General features: G+C 37.0%; 15 protein-coding genes. 5 read left to right on the top strand and 10 right to left on the bottom strand.

Going from position 1 to position 16,069, the window contains the following annotated elements; translation table 11 throughout:
• Nucleotides 1–93 precede the first annotated feature (93 nt).
• The 6 genes from PV763_RS09965 to PV763_RS09990 form a co-directional block, all read right to left on the bottom strand.
• Nucleotides 94–756 carry a hypothetical protein gene (locus PV763_RS09965; RefSeq protein WP_227553516.1) on the bottom strand — a complete coding sequence of 221 codons (663 nt, stop codon included), beginning with the start codon at nt 754–756 and terminating at the stop codon, nt 94–96.
• 20 nt (nt 757–776) lie between these two features.
• Entirely contained in the window at nt 777–1,154 is a 378-nt protein-coding gene (locus PV763_RS09970; RefSeq protein ID WP_198054820.1) for a hypothetical protein, read from the bottom strand.
• Nucleotides 1,155–1,229: 75 nt separating this feature from the next.
• Nucleotides 1,230–2,162 (bottom strand): tyrosine-type recombinase/integrase, encoded by a 933-nt coding sequence (locus tag PV763_RS09975; protein WP_117007958.1) that lies wholly within the window; start codon nt 2,160–2,162, stop codon nt 1,230–1,232.
• Nucleotides 2,163–2,188: 26 nt separating this feature from the next.
• A complete protein-coding gene (locus PV763_RS09980; protein WP_141316981.1) occupies nt 2,189–2,761 on the bottom strand; it encodes a hypothetical protein in 573 nt (190 codons plus the stop codon).
• A gap of 113 nt (nt 2,762–2,874) precedes the next feature.
• Entirely contained in the window at nt 2,875–3,720 is an 846-nt protein-coding gene (locus PV763_RS09985; protein ID WP_141316982.1) for a hypothetical protein, read from the bottom strand.
• A 118-nt stretch (nt 3,721–3,838) separates the two neighbouring features.
• Nucleotides 3,839–5,755, bottom strand: coding sequence for a hypothetical protein (locus tag PV763_RS09990; RefSeq protein ID WP_227555096.1), 1,917 nt, complete (start codon nt 5,753–5,755; stop codon nt 3,839–3,841).
• A gap of 111 nt (nt 5,756–5,866) precedes the next feature.
• Here PV763_RS09990 and PV763_RS09995 point away from each other — a divergent pair, with 111 nt between their 5' ends.
• A complete protein-coding gene (locus tag PV763_RS09995; RefSeq protein WP_038350020.1) occupies nt 5,867–6,904 on the top strand; it encodes a hypothetical protein in 1,038 nt (345 codons plus the stop codon).
• 217 nt (nt 6,905–7,121) lie between these two features.
• On the opposite strand, the gene PV763_RS10000 is transcribed toward PV763_RS09995, so the two are convergent.
• A complete protein-coding gene (locus PV763_RS10000) occupies nt 7,122–7,811 on the bottom strand; it encodes a hypothetical protein (RefSeq protein ID WP_005006214.1) in 690 nt (229 codons plus the stop codon).
• Nucleotides 7,812–8,029: 218 nt separating this feature from the next.
• On the opposite strand from PV763_RS10000, the gene PV763_RS10005 reads away from it, so the two are divergent.
• The 4 genes from PV763_RS10005 to PV763_RS10020 all read left to right on the top strand — a co-directional run bounded on the left by PV763_RS10005 (nt 8,030) and on the right by PV763_RS10020 (nt 11,703).
• Entirely contained in the window at nt 8,030–8,548 is a 519-nt protein-coding gene (locus tag PV763_RS10005) for a DUF2726 domain-containing protein (RefSeq protein ID WP_111937066.1), read from the top strand.
• A gap of 111 nt (nt 8,549–8,659) precedes the next feature.
• Nucleotides 8,660–9,121 (top strand): H-NS histone family protein, encoded by a 462-nt coding sequence (locus PV763_RS10010; protein ID WP_038350047.1) that lies wholly within the window; start codon nt 8,660–8,662, stop codon nt 9,119–9,121.
• Nucleotides 9,122–9,363: 242 nt separating this feature from the next.
• On the top strand, nt 9,364–9,693 hold the full coding sequence (locus PV763_RS10015; RefSeq protein WP_420937786.1) for a hypothetical protein: 330 nt from the start codon (nt 9,364–9,366) through the stop codon (nt 9,691–9,693).
• Nucleotides 9,694–9,894: 201 nt separating this feature from the next.
• Nucleotides 9,895–11,703 (top strand): zinc ribbon domain-containing protein, encoded by a 1,809-nt coding sequence (locus tag PV763_RS10020; protein WP_005006206.1) that lies wholly within the window; start codon nt 9,895–9,897, stop codon nt 11,701–11,703.
• 79 nt (nt 11,704–11,782) lie between these two features.
• Here the strand turns inward: PV763_RS10020 and PV763_RS10025 are convergent, their stop codons facing one another.
• From PV763_RS10025 to PV763_RS10035, 3 genes are all read right to left on the bottom strand, one after another.
• Nucleotides 11,783–12,016, bottom strand: a complete 234-nt coding sequence (locus PV763_RS10025) for a hypothetical protein (protein WP_005028471.1) — start codon at nt 12,014–12,016, stop codon at nt 11,783–11,785.
• Between the two features lie 195 nt (nt 12,017–12,211).
• Nucleotides 12,212–13,210 carry a hypothetical protein gene (locus PV763_RS10030; RefSeq protein WP_043041428.1) on the bottom strand — a complete coding sequence of 333 codons (999 nt, stop codon included), beginning with the start codon at nt 13,208–13,210 and terminating at the stop codon, nt 12,212–12,214.
• Between the two features lie 16 nt (nt 13,211–13,226).
• On the bottom strand, nt 13,227–15,890 hold the full coding sequence (locus PV763_RS10035) for a type IA DNA topoisomerase (protein ID WP_420937787.1): 2,664 nt from the start codon (nt 15,888–15,890) through the stop codon (nt 13,227–13,229).
• Between the last annotated feature and the right edge of the window lie 179 nt (nt 15,891–16,069).

Genomic DNA, 16,069 nt, shown 5'->3' on the forward strand with positions numbered 1-16,069 from the left:
ATCTCTCTTTTTTTACAACTATATTGTTAAAGTTTAGGACTTTAATGTCCAGTTTACGTTTGTGTTGTCAAATCACACTCATATCGTATCACTTCATGAGCCACGCAATATAGAGATATATTTCTTAGACATTGTTTCCATAAAAGTTCTGGATAGAGTTTTGTATAGGTCAGGAATGTTCTTTTCCCAAAACAACAATATTTCACCCTTCGTTTTGCATAATTTAAAATCATCGGTATTGGTGAGATCCTCTACCTGTTGAATCATCACTTCCCTTTCTTTTTCTTTGGCTTGTTTTTCTAAAACTTTTTGTTCCTTGATTTTGTCTTGTTCAGACAAAAAGTTCCTACTTTTCTCGCGTTTTTCACTGTCAGTAATGAACTTAACCAAGTGGAATAAATGTTCCATCCATTCATCCGTATGGGTTAAGCCAAGGATGCAACCATTTAGATTAAAGCCAACATTAACCAGGCCTATATCTGATGATGTTTTATTTCTGATATTCAAAATGACATCTTCATCCAGTTCATTTTCTGCAATGAATTCGTCTATATAGTGTTGGTACTCTGGAGATAGAAAACCGTCAAAGGTATATCGAACAACTTCTACCAGTAAAAAATTAACCCCGAAAAGTTCAATGTGTTTTTCAATCTCTTCAACAGGGATTTCCAACTGCATTGTAGATACGAGGCTTTCTACGTGGACCAGTGGCTTACCAATTTGCTGTAACTTTTCATAAAGCTCATTTGCATTCATGGGTTGGTTCAATCCGTTTTTTATATTTTATTCAGCACAGCCAATGTCGTATTGAGCATATCGACTGAAACCTCTAATTTTTTTGCTAAACGGGCCATGTGGCCGTCATCAAGTATTCTTAATGCCTTATGTAATGAAGTATAGTTTTTTAGCTCTGAAAACTCTTCAATTTTTTCATTGATATAGACATCATCTAAACCAGCTTCTTCAAAACACTCAATTACAGATAAGCCAACATATGAAAGTTTCTGTTTTTTAACATATGTTGATTGTTTTTGGTCTATTAAACCAAGTTTCACAGCAATTTTGTGGCTTTCACCACGCTTAGGTAGTCGATTGTTTGTGATGACCCTTGTATTGAAAAATTCTTTTTTTACTTGTTCAAAAGTCTTAGCCATTACGGGCACCATCAAAAGTTAATTATTTCGATCGTTTACGATATATCTTTAGAAGTACAAGAAGCGAATAAATTATTAATCTTGGTTCGCTCTAGCGCGTGGATGTGCATCTTTATAAGAACTAATCAACGTTTCGTGATCTACAAGAATATATACTTGTGTCGAAGATAGTGATTTATGACCTAGCATTTCCTGAACGGCGCGAATATTTTTTGTTTTGTTATACAAGTGCGATGCAAAACTATGTCTCAAAGCATGAGTACTACCAATATTTCCAGAACCATGCGCCTTTAACAGAGCTGTAATGCATGCACCTAAATGGTTTTTCGCAATATGTTTGCCAGATGGTGCAATGAATAAATATCCGCAGTCTTCTACTCCAGCTTTTGAAATCCAACGATTACGAACTAAAAGCCAAGTAGAAATAGCCTCTAGTGATTTTTTTCCTAAAAAAACAATCCGTTCATTATTTCCTTTACCCAATACCTTTAGTTGCATAGCACTGAGGTTGATATCACTTAGTTTGATGGCATGTAATTCAGAGATACGTAAACCGCCAGAATAAGCAATTTCTGCAGCTGCTAGATCTCTTAACTTTTGATTATTGTATTTCGGATTTAATGGCGTCTTGTTATCAAGTATCTCATTCAACGTATTCACGGCGATCGGGCGCGGTAAGCTTTGATTTTTGAACTTAACCCGAATGTCAGAAAAGAAGTTTTCAGGTATATATTCCTTACGCAGACAATAGTTCAGGAAGTTTTTTAAAGCTGATAAATTTTTGTTGAGTGTTCTTGCAGAAACAATATCAACATCGATTCGATGCAACCGAAATGATGTGATGTAATCGCGGTCTAGTTCCAATAGATGTTTACCTTTAAAAAAAGGCATTTCTAACATCAAAAGTAAGCTCTTTTTGTATTCATTAATCGTCATGTCGGACTTGTTTTCAAGCTTCAGGCTATCCAGCCATTCTTGAATCAATTCCTCATTCGTCATGCTATGCATGGAAAGGTTTTCCGACATAATAATACTTAAAGCTCTTGGATGGTTTTTTCTAGCTGAACCTGTTCGTCAGCCTTACTTAATTTTATGACATTTTGCACAATATCCATATATTCTTTTACTGATATTTTGCCATCTGCTTTCGCTGCGTCCACAGTTTTGCGTAAAAATGGATTATCTGAATATTTTTGGAATAAAGTGAAGGCTTTAAGGTCATTCAACGCGTCTGCATTAATTGAGTCATTAGAATGTTTAATGATGCAATTTTTCACCTGGTTTTCAGGTGTTTTGATGTAAGTAACTTCGGGCATAAATAGTTTGTATTTTGTAACCAATTGCACCTCATTAGAAGCTAAGCAACTGTATACAATTTGCGATATTGGTTCTTTTGGACCACTAACACTCCACCCTCCCGTAACCATTAAAAATGGGATGTTTGAATACGGGTATTTGAATGTATCATCAACCAGCTTATTAAACTCATATGCTGTCGATAGGTAGCGATCGTTTGTAAAAACATCAACATGTGACATATCCTTCGGAACTTCTGTGCATCCCCCGACCATGATTACAGATGCAATTGAAAGAAGTAATTTCTTCATAGTTCTACCCTTAATTAGATATCCTTTCTAAGTTATAAGTAACTTTTGCTTAGGCTACGGTTAATATTTATCCAGGAACAAAATAAAGCGGTCGATAGTGACCGCTATATACATTAGAAATTGAATTTTTCAGTGTTGTACGCATAGATTTTATTAATATCAATGCGTTTACCTTGCATGGTTGTTATTGCAGTTGGTTGGAATTTAATTGCAAGATCTTTAATTTCAACGTCTTTCCATTCTGGCATGGAAGACGGTATATCAATAGTACGGCGCTCTTTGGTACGGGTAGCTGGTATCCAGTGGTTTAACTTAACCATTGAGTCACCTAACAATGTACCTGTTTTGCGATCAACAATGCGTAAGTTTCCTTCCACCGAACGTATTTTTAAACCAGAATAGTTATCAATTCCATAAGTAAATGTGTTTTGGATTTTACCGTAAAAACGTACTGTAAATTGATCGCGCATATAATAATCGTAATGTGCTTTTAATACCTGAAGCATAGTTTCACGATCTACAACATTTTCGACAATATCTTTGTCAGTACGTAAGGACTGCAGTTTATTAAGTGCTGGTTCAACATTCAATTGTTCGTCTGATACGTTTGGATTAACTAAAGGGTTACGTTGAGGGTAGAAAATATCGTTTAAGTAAGCTGTGTGCTGAACTAATAAATACATCGCTCGTTGTCGAGTATTCATCTGTTGATAAAGGTGAGCTGTCGCTTTGTATCGTTGATTTGAATTGTTCTCAAAATAGCTATCAGACAGTTTATATTCGCTGATTTCAGGTGTAAGGCCACCAGCAACAACATTAAAGTTTTTAGATGGCGTTAAAAGCCCCACGTAAGCTTCTTTAAAGTTTGGATTTGGGGTTGGTACATCATCATAAGCAAAAGCAGTATGTGCTATTACAGTACCAAGGATACCCACCATCGCAGTTTTTAATAGTTTCATTCAGTATTCTCTGTATAACTTTAAAAGGGTTTTATGTTTGAAAGTATAATACTTTATTTTTGTGCATTTAAAAAACCACTATTTAAACTTAAAGTAAAAATAATAATATTCCTTAAACCTATTTAACGCCATTCGTTAAACTATCGCTTAATCTCATTAGTCTTTTAAAGGTCAGGTAGTTTTTTGGTAGTAGTTTAGAATTAAGCGTTAAATTTGAGCATTGATCTAAGTCAATTTGGGCATTTTGATCGATAGGAAAGAGTTGTCCTTGATATGCAAAACCAGTCGAATTTTTAGCGATCGACTCAATCAAAAATACACCGTATTTATCTTGTTCCGTGGCCACTGTACTTAAACCACCTAAGGATGTAATCAGGTTTTTAAAATATCCTGGTATTGCGTTCTTCGTGCGTAAGAATTCTATTTGATTTTCAAATGCTTCAGGTGTGAGACATAACATAAAAGCATTTTTCTTTTCTTCTGGCGTTTCAAATACCTTGCCATTGGTCCACGACAGGATATTCGGCTTGAATACATGCAGTACTTCAACCGATTTAAGAAGATCCGCTACATTTGTTTTATGTTGTTCATCGGCTTCAGGCACAAACTGATTTTTGGTATATACCGCAGTACAAAACCACTCATAATCAATTAACTGATTATCGGCATCTAATGGTTCATACAGCAAATACACGGCGCTATCACGCTTAATGGCCAACAGTGGTGATACTGCATATTGTTCTGCAAACTGAGTGATTGCATCCAAGAGCTCACTTGATATGTTGAGTTTTTTGGCATTGAATTCATCGCAAATTAACAGTAATTCTTGAGTGAGTGTTGGTACCACGTTTAACGGCGAACCAGTCTTGTTCAGCATCTCGTTAATAGCATTCTCAATTGCCCCTTTTGTTAGGCTATTGATGAACTGCAGCTGCTCTAATGAGATCCCTTCATGATCCAAAGCCTGTATGACCAGATCAAAAGCATGACGAATTTTCTTCTCAAAATGGTTTGCGTACGATAATCCCCAAGCGTCAGAAAAAAATGAGACTGTTTGTTCTGTATAGCTGGTATTCATTAGGGTTTTGGCAAGTTGCGCGTTACCGATTAAGTCACTTTCATCTTCTAATTTTTTACGCAAGTACTTCTCAATACCTTGTTTGCGAACGTACTGGATCTTCTTCAGGTTTTGACTTGATAGCCAAGTCTTATATTGCGATACAGCATATTGAATGTTCATATCGGCATATGCAGTAATACGGCAAGGTATACCATCAAAGAACGTTGGTAGAAGCACCTGTAAGAGCTCTAAATCACAAAGAGAAGCATAGATAACGCCGTCAGCCACTTCAAGGTCTGTAATCTTCACTGAGAATGAGTGAATACCGACTCGAACCAGTATTAATTTATCGGTATTTATTAGCACCGCATCATAAGAACTTTCACTGGTGATATTGTTTGCTTTAACCCATTTTTCCCAATGGTTAACGATATGGCCAGAAAGCGCTTCACGAGTATCGAAAGGTTGATCTAGATCTGCAGTTGCACTTATGAACGTATCTAAGCTAAACGCATATCGTAAAGGCTTTAGCTCGATATATGTCTCAATCGCTGTTGTATGTTGCTGAATACCATTAGTAATGCTTTGGAGCTTCAGTGCATAGTTCAAAGCCTCAAGCTGGAGCACTTCATCATCACCGATCTGCTGAAACACCGATGTAGCATATGAAAAATTAGTTTGTTCGCCGTGAATATAACGTCTTTCTTGCCCAATCTGCAGATACAGATTTTTGGCATCAGATTGGACTAAATCTAGGTAATTTTGTGGCTGAAGATCCTGAGCAAGTTGCGTAAAAGGTATTTTAATTTTTGATACTTTAGGTGCTTTTTTGAAACCTTCAATTGATGTCGGGAATTCAATAACATCTAAAATAAAATCTAGGTTTAAAGGTTTAACATCTATGATCAAATGGTTTTTATAAAAACGTCCAATTAGGTTATTAAAAAAACAAACTTGGGTTTTATGGTTTAGCATAAATATACCTTTATGAATCTTAAAGATCATCTTATAATAGTAGTATAAGTTTTAATACTATTTATCATGTGGTATTTTTAAACAAAGATAAAACTTTTAGTGAGTTGTTTCATGACAGAATCAGTTGTACCAAATAATAGCGCTTCAGAGAACGCACAAATACCAGGTACGATCGGAACATCAGCCGTTGCAGAACACAAGGGCGATAGTTTTAACGGCACAAGCATCATCACGATTGGTCGAGTTGACTTAAGTAGTTCTATTGAGCCTCTATTTGTACCAGTCTCAACATTGTGGTCCATCACACCGGGTAATTATCCTTTAAGCGCAGAAAATATTAAAAACTGCACGGCAGTACGATTTGAGGGTGAAGAACTACTTACCCAAAACTTCGCATTAGGCTCAATTGTGGTTTATAAAATCAATGGTGTTTTAGGGAACCATGTAATTGTGGTCAGTGAGGATCGAGACGGCGGTAACGATAACCGTGCGATTTACTGCAATAGCTTCAATACAACATGTAATATCTTATCTCAGTACGGTATTGCCTTCGCTGAGCTATATCGCCGCAAAGTATTAGAGCTTGATCAAGTCCTCTATACCAACCTCAATAGATCCCTTTTACAAACTCTCTATGTAGAAAATGAAACTGACGTTATTGATTTAGAGTGGAATACAAAGCACCACCCTACTCTATACGTTCATGCGTCAAACTTAGTTGCATCTGAAGAGCACGGTTTTGTGAAATATGATGGTCGTATGGCTGGTATTGGTACCTTTTCTACAAAATGTCTAACTGCAGACCGTAACGGCAACTTAATTAAACCAGAGCTAGCCTTCCTCAATAACATTATTGAAATTAATGTTACTGAAAAAGATGCGTTAGAGTTCTTGAATTGCTCTATTACGAATAACCGCTTCTTTTCGCGTATGGTTGATCAACTCAAAAGTGCTGGTCGTAAAGAATATGACTTCATCACGAACAACATTGATTTCTTCGCCGTACATGTGAAGCTTAACCTTGAAGAAGATCGTCCTAAAATTACGCGAATGGTTTTAGCACCAGATTTACCAATTCTGGAAAACTATTTGTATAAGCAATACGATCCAACCTACCTTGGTGAAGCCGTTGACGACTTAATTCAGTAATACAGATCTAAAAAAGCTAAAAGCCTACAATGTAGGCTTTTTTTTTGATCACGACTATTATCACTTGGAGTATCACGATCTTCTGACTGAATAAGATTGCGAACTCTAGGAGCAACACCCTGATCCCAAGAATATTCTTTACATATAGGAACAGGTAAAAAATAACTTTAAAAAAATAATATAGTTTGTTCCTAAATATTCCTTACCTGTTTAGTGATTAAGGCGCTTTAAAATTCAATTGGATTTTATAAGTGTTCAAGACATCTGCTATAACAGTACCTTCAGGGATCTCAATCTTATCCCCTACTTTGTATGTGTTCACAAATTGCCAAAACACCGCTTTTTCTTGTGGATCTAAACGAGAAAGGATGTATAGATAAGCAGATTCAAGCTGTTGTTGGCTTGCATAACTATCTACTGATACTACTGGCGTAGTTGCGAAGTTATAGTTCAATTCATCAAGAAGAGCTTCATATACAGTCGTACTTGCATACTTGCTGTATTTACCCTTGTTTTCAGGAACCGTATAGCCGTGGTTGTAATTGATCATACGAGCAACGTAACTGGCCAATAGTTCCGAGTTTTTAGGGTTTTGCTGTAAATAGTCTTCCAGCTTGGATTTATCAGCTTCGTGCGCCGTTAAAACCACTTCCCCGTTATTAATAACATTCAAGTTAAGTTTAATGCTCTTAATTTTACGAGGCGGTTGTTCAAATTCCGCACCATTAAAGCGATGTTTAACATTGATATAGTATTGTTCAATTGCATTCGCTTTAACTAAGGGAATTGGTGAAGATGATACAATTGGAGTTTGTGAGACTTTAACGGTTGTGTTGTTGGCATAGAGGTGTGCTGATAGCGAGATTGTACCAATCAGTAAAGCTAAAGTACGTTTATTAAATACCATTTTAAACTTTTCCAGTGAAATAGTCGGTGTTATTTGTGAGAACCAGTTTTACTTTTAAAACTGCTTCTAAGCTGTCTTTACAAGATTATACTATTTTTAACATTGCATCACTAATAGTCCTTAAACATTTTTAGTTAATTCGTATCAATCACCGTTAAAACTATCTAATATGTTTAAGAAGTTTAAGCACCCTTTAAAATTTGTTGTGTATTAGGTTTATGGAAACGATTTTAAATTCCTTTTTGTTAAAGTCTATAATTTATTCATTATTGTTTTATATAGTGTATAAGTTAGTTTTTGCTTTATGTGGCGTATTTCGCAAACCTAAAACTAAAGCCAAAAAGAATTCAAAAAAAGGCTATCGTAAGCCTCAAAAGAATCAGGAGCTTGTATCTAAAAAAGTCCTTACAAAAGACGAGATTATAATGCTTGATGCACTAGAACAGGTCATTCCATCACGCAACATTTTGGTGCAAGTAAGCATGAGTGCTTTTATGACCACGCAAAACATAAGTACCCGAAATCAGTTTTCTAGGCTTTACGTGGACTATTTGATTGTTGATGAAGACTACAATCCTATATTATCTATTGAGCTTGATGGGCATTATCATAAATATACCCAGGATAAAGATAAAAGGCGTGACGAGCTTTTGAAGAGTGCTGGCATTCCTGTCATTAGGTTTAAGGAAATTCCAGACATAAAAGTTATAAGAAAAACCATTTCAAGGTATATTTAGGTATAAATACGATTAACTCTAATTGATTTTAATAATGTAAATGTGTAAAAATGGTTTTGTCGTAAGAGATATTTTGAATTAATTTTCAAATATATTTCTAAAGGTTTAATCATGAACAACTTAACTCGCAATACTGGAACTAATGACATGTTAAATGTATCAAAACCAGAAAATGTTGCTCAAATGTCACCTGTTGAACTTCAGAATTATATTGAAGAACTTCAACAACAACTAGTCGTTAAAGAAAATAAAGCTTTTCACGATGCTGTTAGTGCCATTAATGCAATCATTTCAGAAAAAATTACTGCCGATGGTGTTGTGGACATCCATACACTTAGTGAATATCTAAAAAACAACCACATTGATACCACAAAAGTTGAGCCTGTAAGACGTCAAAAACGTAAGCTAACGCATGAATGGGTTCACCGTGAAAACAACAGCTTACGTTGGGCTGGTCGCGGTCAAGTAATTAAATGGTTACGTGAAGAAATGATTGAAAAGGGTTTAGATCCTTCAGATAAAGAAGCTGTACGTAGTTATTGCGAACAAAATCTAGACCTTAAAGAGATTTAATCTTTAAAACTAGTGAAACCACCGTAAAAGGTGGTTTTTTTTTGCCATTATATAGTGTCGTTAAGCGATACCCTATTCTATTAGCTTTCAGCCGATAACAAGAAAATTTGCAATTGGTATATACTTAAACCGTTTTTATAAAGGTCACGTTATACAACGGACTAGTTTTAGTTAAATTTTGGTATATACATTATAAGTATATGTGACTATACCTTTGCTTATGTTTCGCTGGAGGCGATTAAATGTCATTCAAAACTCTATTATTAACTGGCTTATTATCTGTAGGTTTGGTTTTATTTGGTTGTAGTAAAAAAGAAGAATCAACATCTCAATCAAAACCTATTCAACCAGATGAACAAATTGACAAAGTAGATCCATCTGCAGACCTACAAGCAGCGCGTGAAGCTTATGTCGATAATGAAAAACCTTCAAAAGTTGAGGGCCACGATTTTGATGCACATCAAAAAACTGCAGAACAAAATCCACCAAAAGAGGACGAGCCAAATGATATGTCTTCTATGCTGAACGCTGCAGCTGCAGATGCTCAAAAACAAGCAGATCAAAACAAATAACAGCACATAAGCTTGGTACATCTTTAAAGGGGATTCGTTATCCCCTTTTTTAATGCGCCTTTAAAATACTTTTTAAATTCCCTTATTAAAACTTAACTAAAACAGTGATTCATTTTAACTAAAAAAACTTTATACCCCACGACTTAGTTATAATTAACCAGTTAAAACGTAATTAGATAAATGCGTTAAGGAGTATTAAAAATGGCATATGAATATAACTCGCAAGATAAGCGGTTTGAATTCCCTAATCCCTACCGAATAGAAAACATTTTTAAAGTGATCGGTGCCATCGTTTTTATGCTGGCTGGCCTAAGCTTAATTTTCAGTGCAAAAGGTCTATTCAGTAACGGTGTATTTGTTGCACTACCACCGCTTATAGTTGGTCTAGCAATGTTCAGTTATGGCGCTCTACTGCTGACCACAGGCTTATCAAACCTAAAGTTCTACTTTGGTCGTGATCAACCAGCCGGACTTGCACAGGAGTTATCCATTCAAGAAACTGGTGCTTATCCTGGTGCAACCGATATTAAAGAGATCCTACGCCAAAGCGCTTTGATTTATGAAGAACCAAAAGGCTCAGTGAACGGGATTCTATATTCACTGTTCCCTAATCTTATTTTTTCGCCATTATTCATCCGTAACGCTGCAGAAGCTCAATTTCAAAATGCGATTGTTTTTCTGATTACCTTAGTGAGTGCTCTAATCGCGTATGTGGGTGCATCACCCAATACAGGTGCTTGGCTTGGGATTGTTTACAACGCCATTATTTTGATTGTTTTATTGCGTCCTATGGCTAATCCGAACTCAGGTGCACAAGAAATTGGTTTATCTAAAGTCATTGGTTTGGTTTTAGTCGCCATTCTTGGACCTGTATTGGTTCCTATCCTTACCCAACATGCAGTTGCACCTATTTGGTTGCCAAGCATGGATAAAGCAATTTTTACGTTAATTGCAGCGCTGATTGCGATAGCGATATTCTTCTTGGCCGTGATTGCTCAAATGGTAAAACAGCCACCACAAGCCAGTGCTGGAGTCGTTCAGGATAGTTTGAGTATGAATTGCCAACCAATGCAATTGTTTGATGAACTTGAACGCCATCTACAAAAGAATTGGGAAAGTGCTATTCCTAACAGAATCTATTCACGCCAGTTGCCAGTTATCAACTCTCGCAGTAAAAACGGTGCTTTTGAGGGTGAGATCTTAGAAGAAACTCAACCAGTGCCAATCAATACCCTTCGTGATATGACATTGAGCTCATGCTTCAAAGAAGAAAAGTATCGCTGGTTAGCCATCCTCAATAGTTTTGGATTGTTAAGTTTTATTGCTTCAGTCGTATTAATGACTATTTTTGCCAAAGGTCTATATAACGGAAGCTATCTGGATTTTAGCGACTTCACTTATGGTTTCTTTGGTGTATCGATGTGGATCTTAGGGAAGTTTTGTTTTGAGCACGGTAATTACCTATGGAGCCGTTTTGACTTTGTATCAAAACTAATATGGGTTGAGGCTAAAGGTAGCTATCAATTGTCTCAAATGAACTTTGGCCGTTACCTTGACGACAGCGTGAAATCACAAAAAGAAGTCATCAATGTTGAAACCATGACGTTACGTGTCTGGTACGCTGAAATTAGCACAACGACCTTCGGTAAATATCAAAACCGTGCGATCTTGAGCATGACTGCTTGTACTGATGATGCTGTTGTACTGAAAGAGCATTTAGCCGACTTTGCCAAAAGCCAAAGCATTGTGGTTGCCCCAACGTCTGAAGTAGATATTAACCGCATGTCATCTATGAACCAGATGAATAGCGCAATCAATAAAAGCTCACCAAGAACACATGGTACACATCTTGGATTGATGAATAACCCTGAAACACACAGTCAGGATCTATCAGATCAAGTACCAGTGATCATCAAACCGAAAAAGAATATGTTTTGTGTGAAATGTGGTGAACCACTTCAGGACAATATGCTGTTTTGCCCTCAGTGTGGTACCAAAATAGAAAGTTAATCGTTAAAGAAAATAAAGGAATGGATTACGAATGTGGTCCATTTTTTTTGACATCAAAAAAATAATTAGAGTTCTAAAATTAAGAGTTTAATTGAGCGTTGACATATTCTTCGACAGAAAATCCCTTTACGCCAGTTTCTATAAGTGCATGCACAAAGTCTGAGAACGTCACTGGAATGTACCCTACTTTGAATAGTGCCTCATTCAACTCTTTGTACTTCAGAAAAACTTCTTCTTTATGTTTTTTCTTCAGCTTAAACGTGGACGGCAAATCTGCCACTTGCAGATCTTGAATTTTGGTTGGGTTGTTCATAGCGTACCCGGTTGCTTAAAAGTTGCGAATTTAAACTATTGTAATGTGAAAATTAAAAAATGCAGAATAAATCTGCATTTTATTGTTTCATTTTTTTAAGATCTATTTGATAAACAGATGCTTAAATTAGTATTCTCAACCAAAAGCCAATTAATAGCGGATTAACCAAAATCAATCCGTTTCTTATTAGTATGTTTAATGTGTTGCTACTGGCGTACCAAATGCATCAGGATGTTGTGGTTGTTCACCACCACTTTGTTGAGCTTGACCAGGTTGACCAGCTGGAGCAGTTGTCTTACGTGCAGCTAAGTCCTTCATGATGTCTTGACAAGACATGCCCCCTGTTTCGTATAAGTTGTACGCAACAGGATCTTTTTTAGGATCTGGCGGTACACACTCCAATTCAGGTTCACTAGCAGTTGCAGAATCGGCATTCATTTTGTCCAGTTCGGTAGTAATCAATGTCAGATCGATGTCACTTGGCGTAATTGGACGACTGCTGATCTGCAAGCGATAAGTCATAGACGGCGTTAGTAGCGCATATAGTTCGCGGATCTGATTGGCCATAAGCGCAGGATTTTTCATTACGATTTTTTGGCATAAGAAAAGGTGCACGTTGTTCGGGCTACAAACACTTCCTTTACGCTGACTTGTTTGTGGGTTTTGGGCATCCACTTTCAAGGGGTAGACTTCAATGTAAACTTCATACGGCGTATCTGGTTGAAATTGGAAGTTCTGCAAACTAGAAACGACAGTTGAATACGGTTCTGACGTATCTTGTGCATGACAGAATACTTGTGGTGCGTTACAGTCAAAGTTACGACTAATACGGTCGATAATTTTATTGCGCTGAGCAGCCAATTTCATACTTTCTTCTTTTACTCGTCTTGCAACTTCACTCTGCAGTCGAGCTTCAAGTTCAACATCGCTTTGTTGTGGACGTTCAACTTCGATGTTTTGATTGCCAAAAATAACCACAGCAAATAACAAAAAGAAAAGAACACCACCGCCAATCAAGATTAGCTTTTTATGCTTAGCAAAAAAGTTTTCATCAATGTTTACTTTTTTGCCCTTCTTTGCTGTCTTGGCTGGCTGTTCAGGCTCACTTACATGTTCATCATCGGGTTGGATTTTGATCGCTTCTTCAGCTTCCTTCCCGATGTTGTCCATATCATCTGGTTCGTGATTACTCATTTATTCACCTATTCAATTATTTACTTGATTTAGCTTTTCTAGAGGTCGATTTAGACTTGGCTTTCTTTTTGCCACGTTGAACTGGCTCACCGTTGTTGTCGTATCCACTTGCACCACAGCTAAAGCAATCCCATTTATACTTACGTTCACCACGTAAATTAAATGCAGACTGAATCATGGTCTGGCCACACTCAAAACACTTGGATTCGTTGCCAGTGCGAGATTTTGTAAGTTGGGTATCTGGTGATCCATCTGGCAATATGTCGAAATAACGTTTACATGATGCAGCTTCACAACTGTATCGCTCTTCGTAAACACTAGGTTCTTTGCGGTACTTGGTATGTACAAGAGGCTTTTTACAGATACATGGATACTCTGTTTTGGTCACTTGGAATCTTGGCTCGTAGTTAGGACTACCATCAGGGAACACCTCTAATGGACCCGACTTACATTTTTTGCCTTTCAGGTTTGGATTGGATTTTTCACAAGAAAAGAAGTGATACGGCTTACCTGAAGAAGTTGAAATACCTTTTAACTCACGCAACCAACCGCCACACCCTTCAAGCTGACATTTGTATGTATGGTTACGGCGATATTCGTCAAAATCAGGAACCAAGTTACCGCTTTCGTCATTTGTAGAACGGTATGTTTCTTTACAGGTGCCATCTACGAACGCACGTTGAGAGCACTCAAAAAATACAGATTTATCAGTTGTAACCTGAGTCAGTGATTTGCCACATAAACATAAATGAGCAGTTGGCTCACGTACAGTTGGCTTACCCGGTTCATCTTTACCATCAACATTTCTGTTTGGCGCTGAACTTTTGCATGAATTACATGACCAGTAGACCGATGTTGTTTTGTCGCGATTGGTACCGATTTTCGGCAACATGCGTCCGTCATCACAGTTATTACATTTGTAGACAGGGAATGAATCAAGCCAATGTTTTGAGAACTGTCCTAATTCACTTTCAATCCCTAAATGGAACTTTTGGAGTTCTTGTTTATAATCGGCATCACCAGTAGCGATTAGATCCAGTGTTTCTTCAATTTCTTTGGTGTAAAGCGGATCTGCAAAACTAAACTTACCTCTAATGTTTTGAATCAACTTCAATCCATGCGGTGTAACTTCAATTTTCTTTTTAACAAGCTTGATATAGCCGTGCTTGATTAACCGTTCAAAGATTGATTGGTAAGTACTAGGACGACCAATTCCTTTTTTCTCAAGTAATTTGACCAATGATGGTACGGTGTAGCGTGAACGTGGTTTGGTTTTGGTCGCGATAACTTTACCAGCAATAACATTGTGGTTTTGACCGACTTCAATATCTATAGGTAGCGTATGTTCAGGTTCTTTTTCTGAATCTTCTTCACCGTCCACGTATTCAAGTGCATTTTCATCAATACTGTAGGTCTTTAATAAGCCCAACCAGCCATCTTCTTTTAAGATACGGCTAGAAGCTTTGAATTCAGCATCTTTAGTAATGCTTTCACCATCTACATTGAGAGTGACATCTTTATAGACACCTATAACGGATTTAACTTCGTATTCAGCTGGAGCCATTTGCGATGCAACAGTACGCAACCAGATTAGACGGTATAGATCCTTTTGAACTTGGTCCTCACCAGCTTCAAAGGTAAAGAAGTCACTAGGACGAATACATTCATGTGCTTCTTGAGCACCATCGCGAGATTTGGCTTTATTGCCGATAATCGCAATGCCCTCTCTCTCACCAAAAGCTTCTAGAGCTTGCATCCCCTCAGGCGAAATTACAGCAGCATCAGTACGATGGTAAGTGATATAACCACCTTCATATAACTTTTGCGCTGCTTCCATAGTTTGTTTTAGATCCAAACCAAGACGCGCTGCAGCTGCAGCTTGCAGATCAACAGTAATAAACGGCGCTGGAGCACTACGGAAAGATGGCTTAGTTTCAACACTGGTAATGGTTAATTCTTTTTTATCAATTACGTTTTGTAGACGGGTAATTGAAGCTTTATCTAACCACTGGTTATTGTGCACATCCTTCATTTCAGGATTAAGCCACTTAGAAAAATCCCATTTCGCAGCCCAACCTTGTTTTAGAGTTACTTCAAGATTGTAATGTTCATGTGATTTGAAGTTTTTCAGTAGATCTTCTAAATCACCAAGCACAACGAGTACGGCAGATTGAACACGGCCAACAGGAAATTTGCCTTTTAAAATATTTGAAATTGGCTCATACAAGTAAAAACCAATCATACGGTCAAGGAAACGGCGTGTTTCTTGAGATGCCACCATACCTTGATCCAGCTCTTCACCATTTTGAAGTGCATTAGCGATCGTACTTTTATCAATAGCGTTATATTTGACGCGAATATACTGATCGTCAGATAAGTTCAGGATACGTTTTAAGTGATATGCAATGGCTTCACCTTCACGGTCCAAGTCAGTTGCGAGGAAAACCGTATCTGCATTTTTAGCAGCCTGTCTTAATTCTTGAACAACGCGTGTTTTATTTTGAGATATTTCGTATTTAGGAACAAAGGCTGGATATGAAAAACCGATCTCATGATTAGGTAAATCACATACATGGCCAACTGAAGCGCGTACAACGAATTCGTGCGGATACAGGTCATCCAAGATATGTTGAATTTTTTCGACCTTTCCGGGTGACTCTACTATGAACAAACTACTCATTAAAATTCATCCAATTTTTAACTTTCTTTAGTAATAATTACTGAAGTTAATCTAGTAATGGTTTTAGTATATACAATTTTAAAATGTTTAAATAGGTTTAATGGTTGATAAACAAACACTTTTAAGGGCTTATTTCTTAATCTTTAGTTGGATGAACATTTCAAGTGGTTAAATTACTT

This window comes from Acinetobacter sp. AS5, assembly GCF_048957595.1.
In the GTDB taxonomy this organism is placed as follows: domain Bacteria; phylum Pseudomonadota; class Gammaproteobacteria; order Pseudomonadales; family Moraxellaceae; genus Acinetobacter.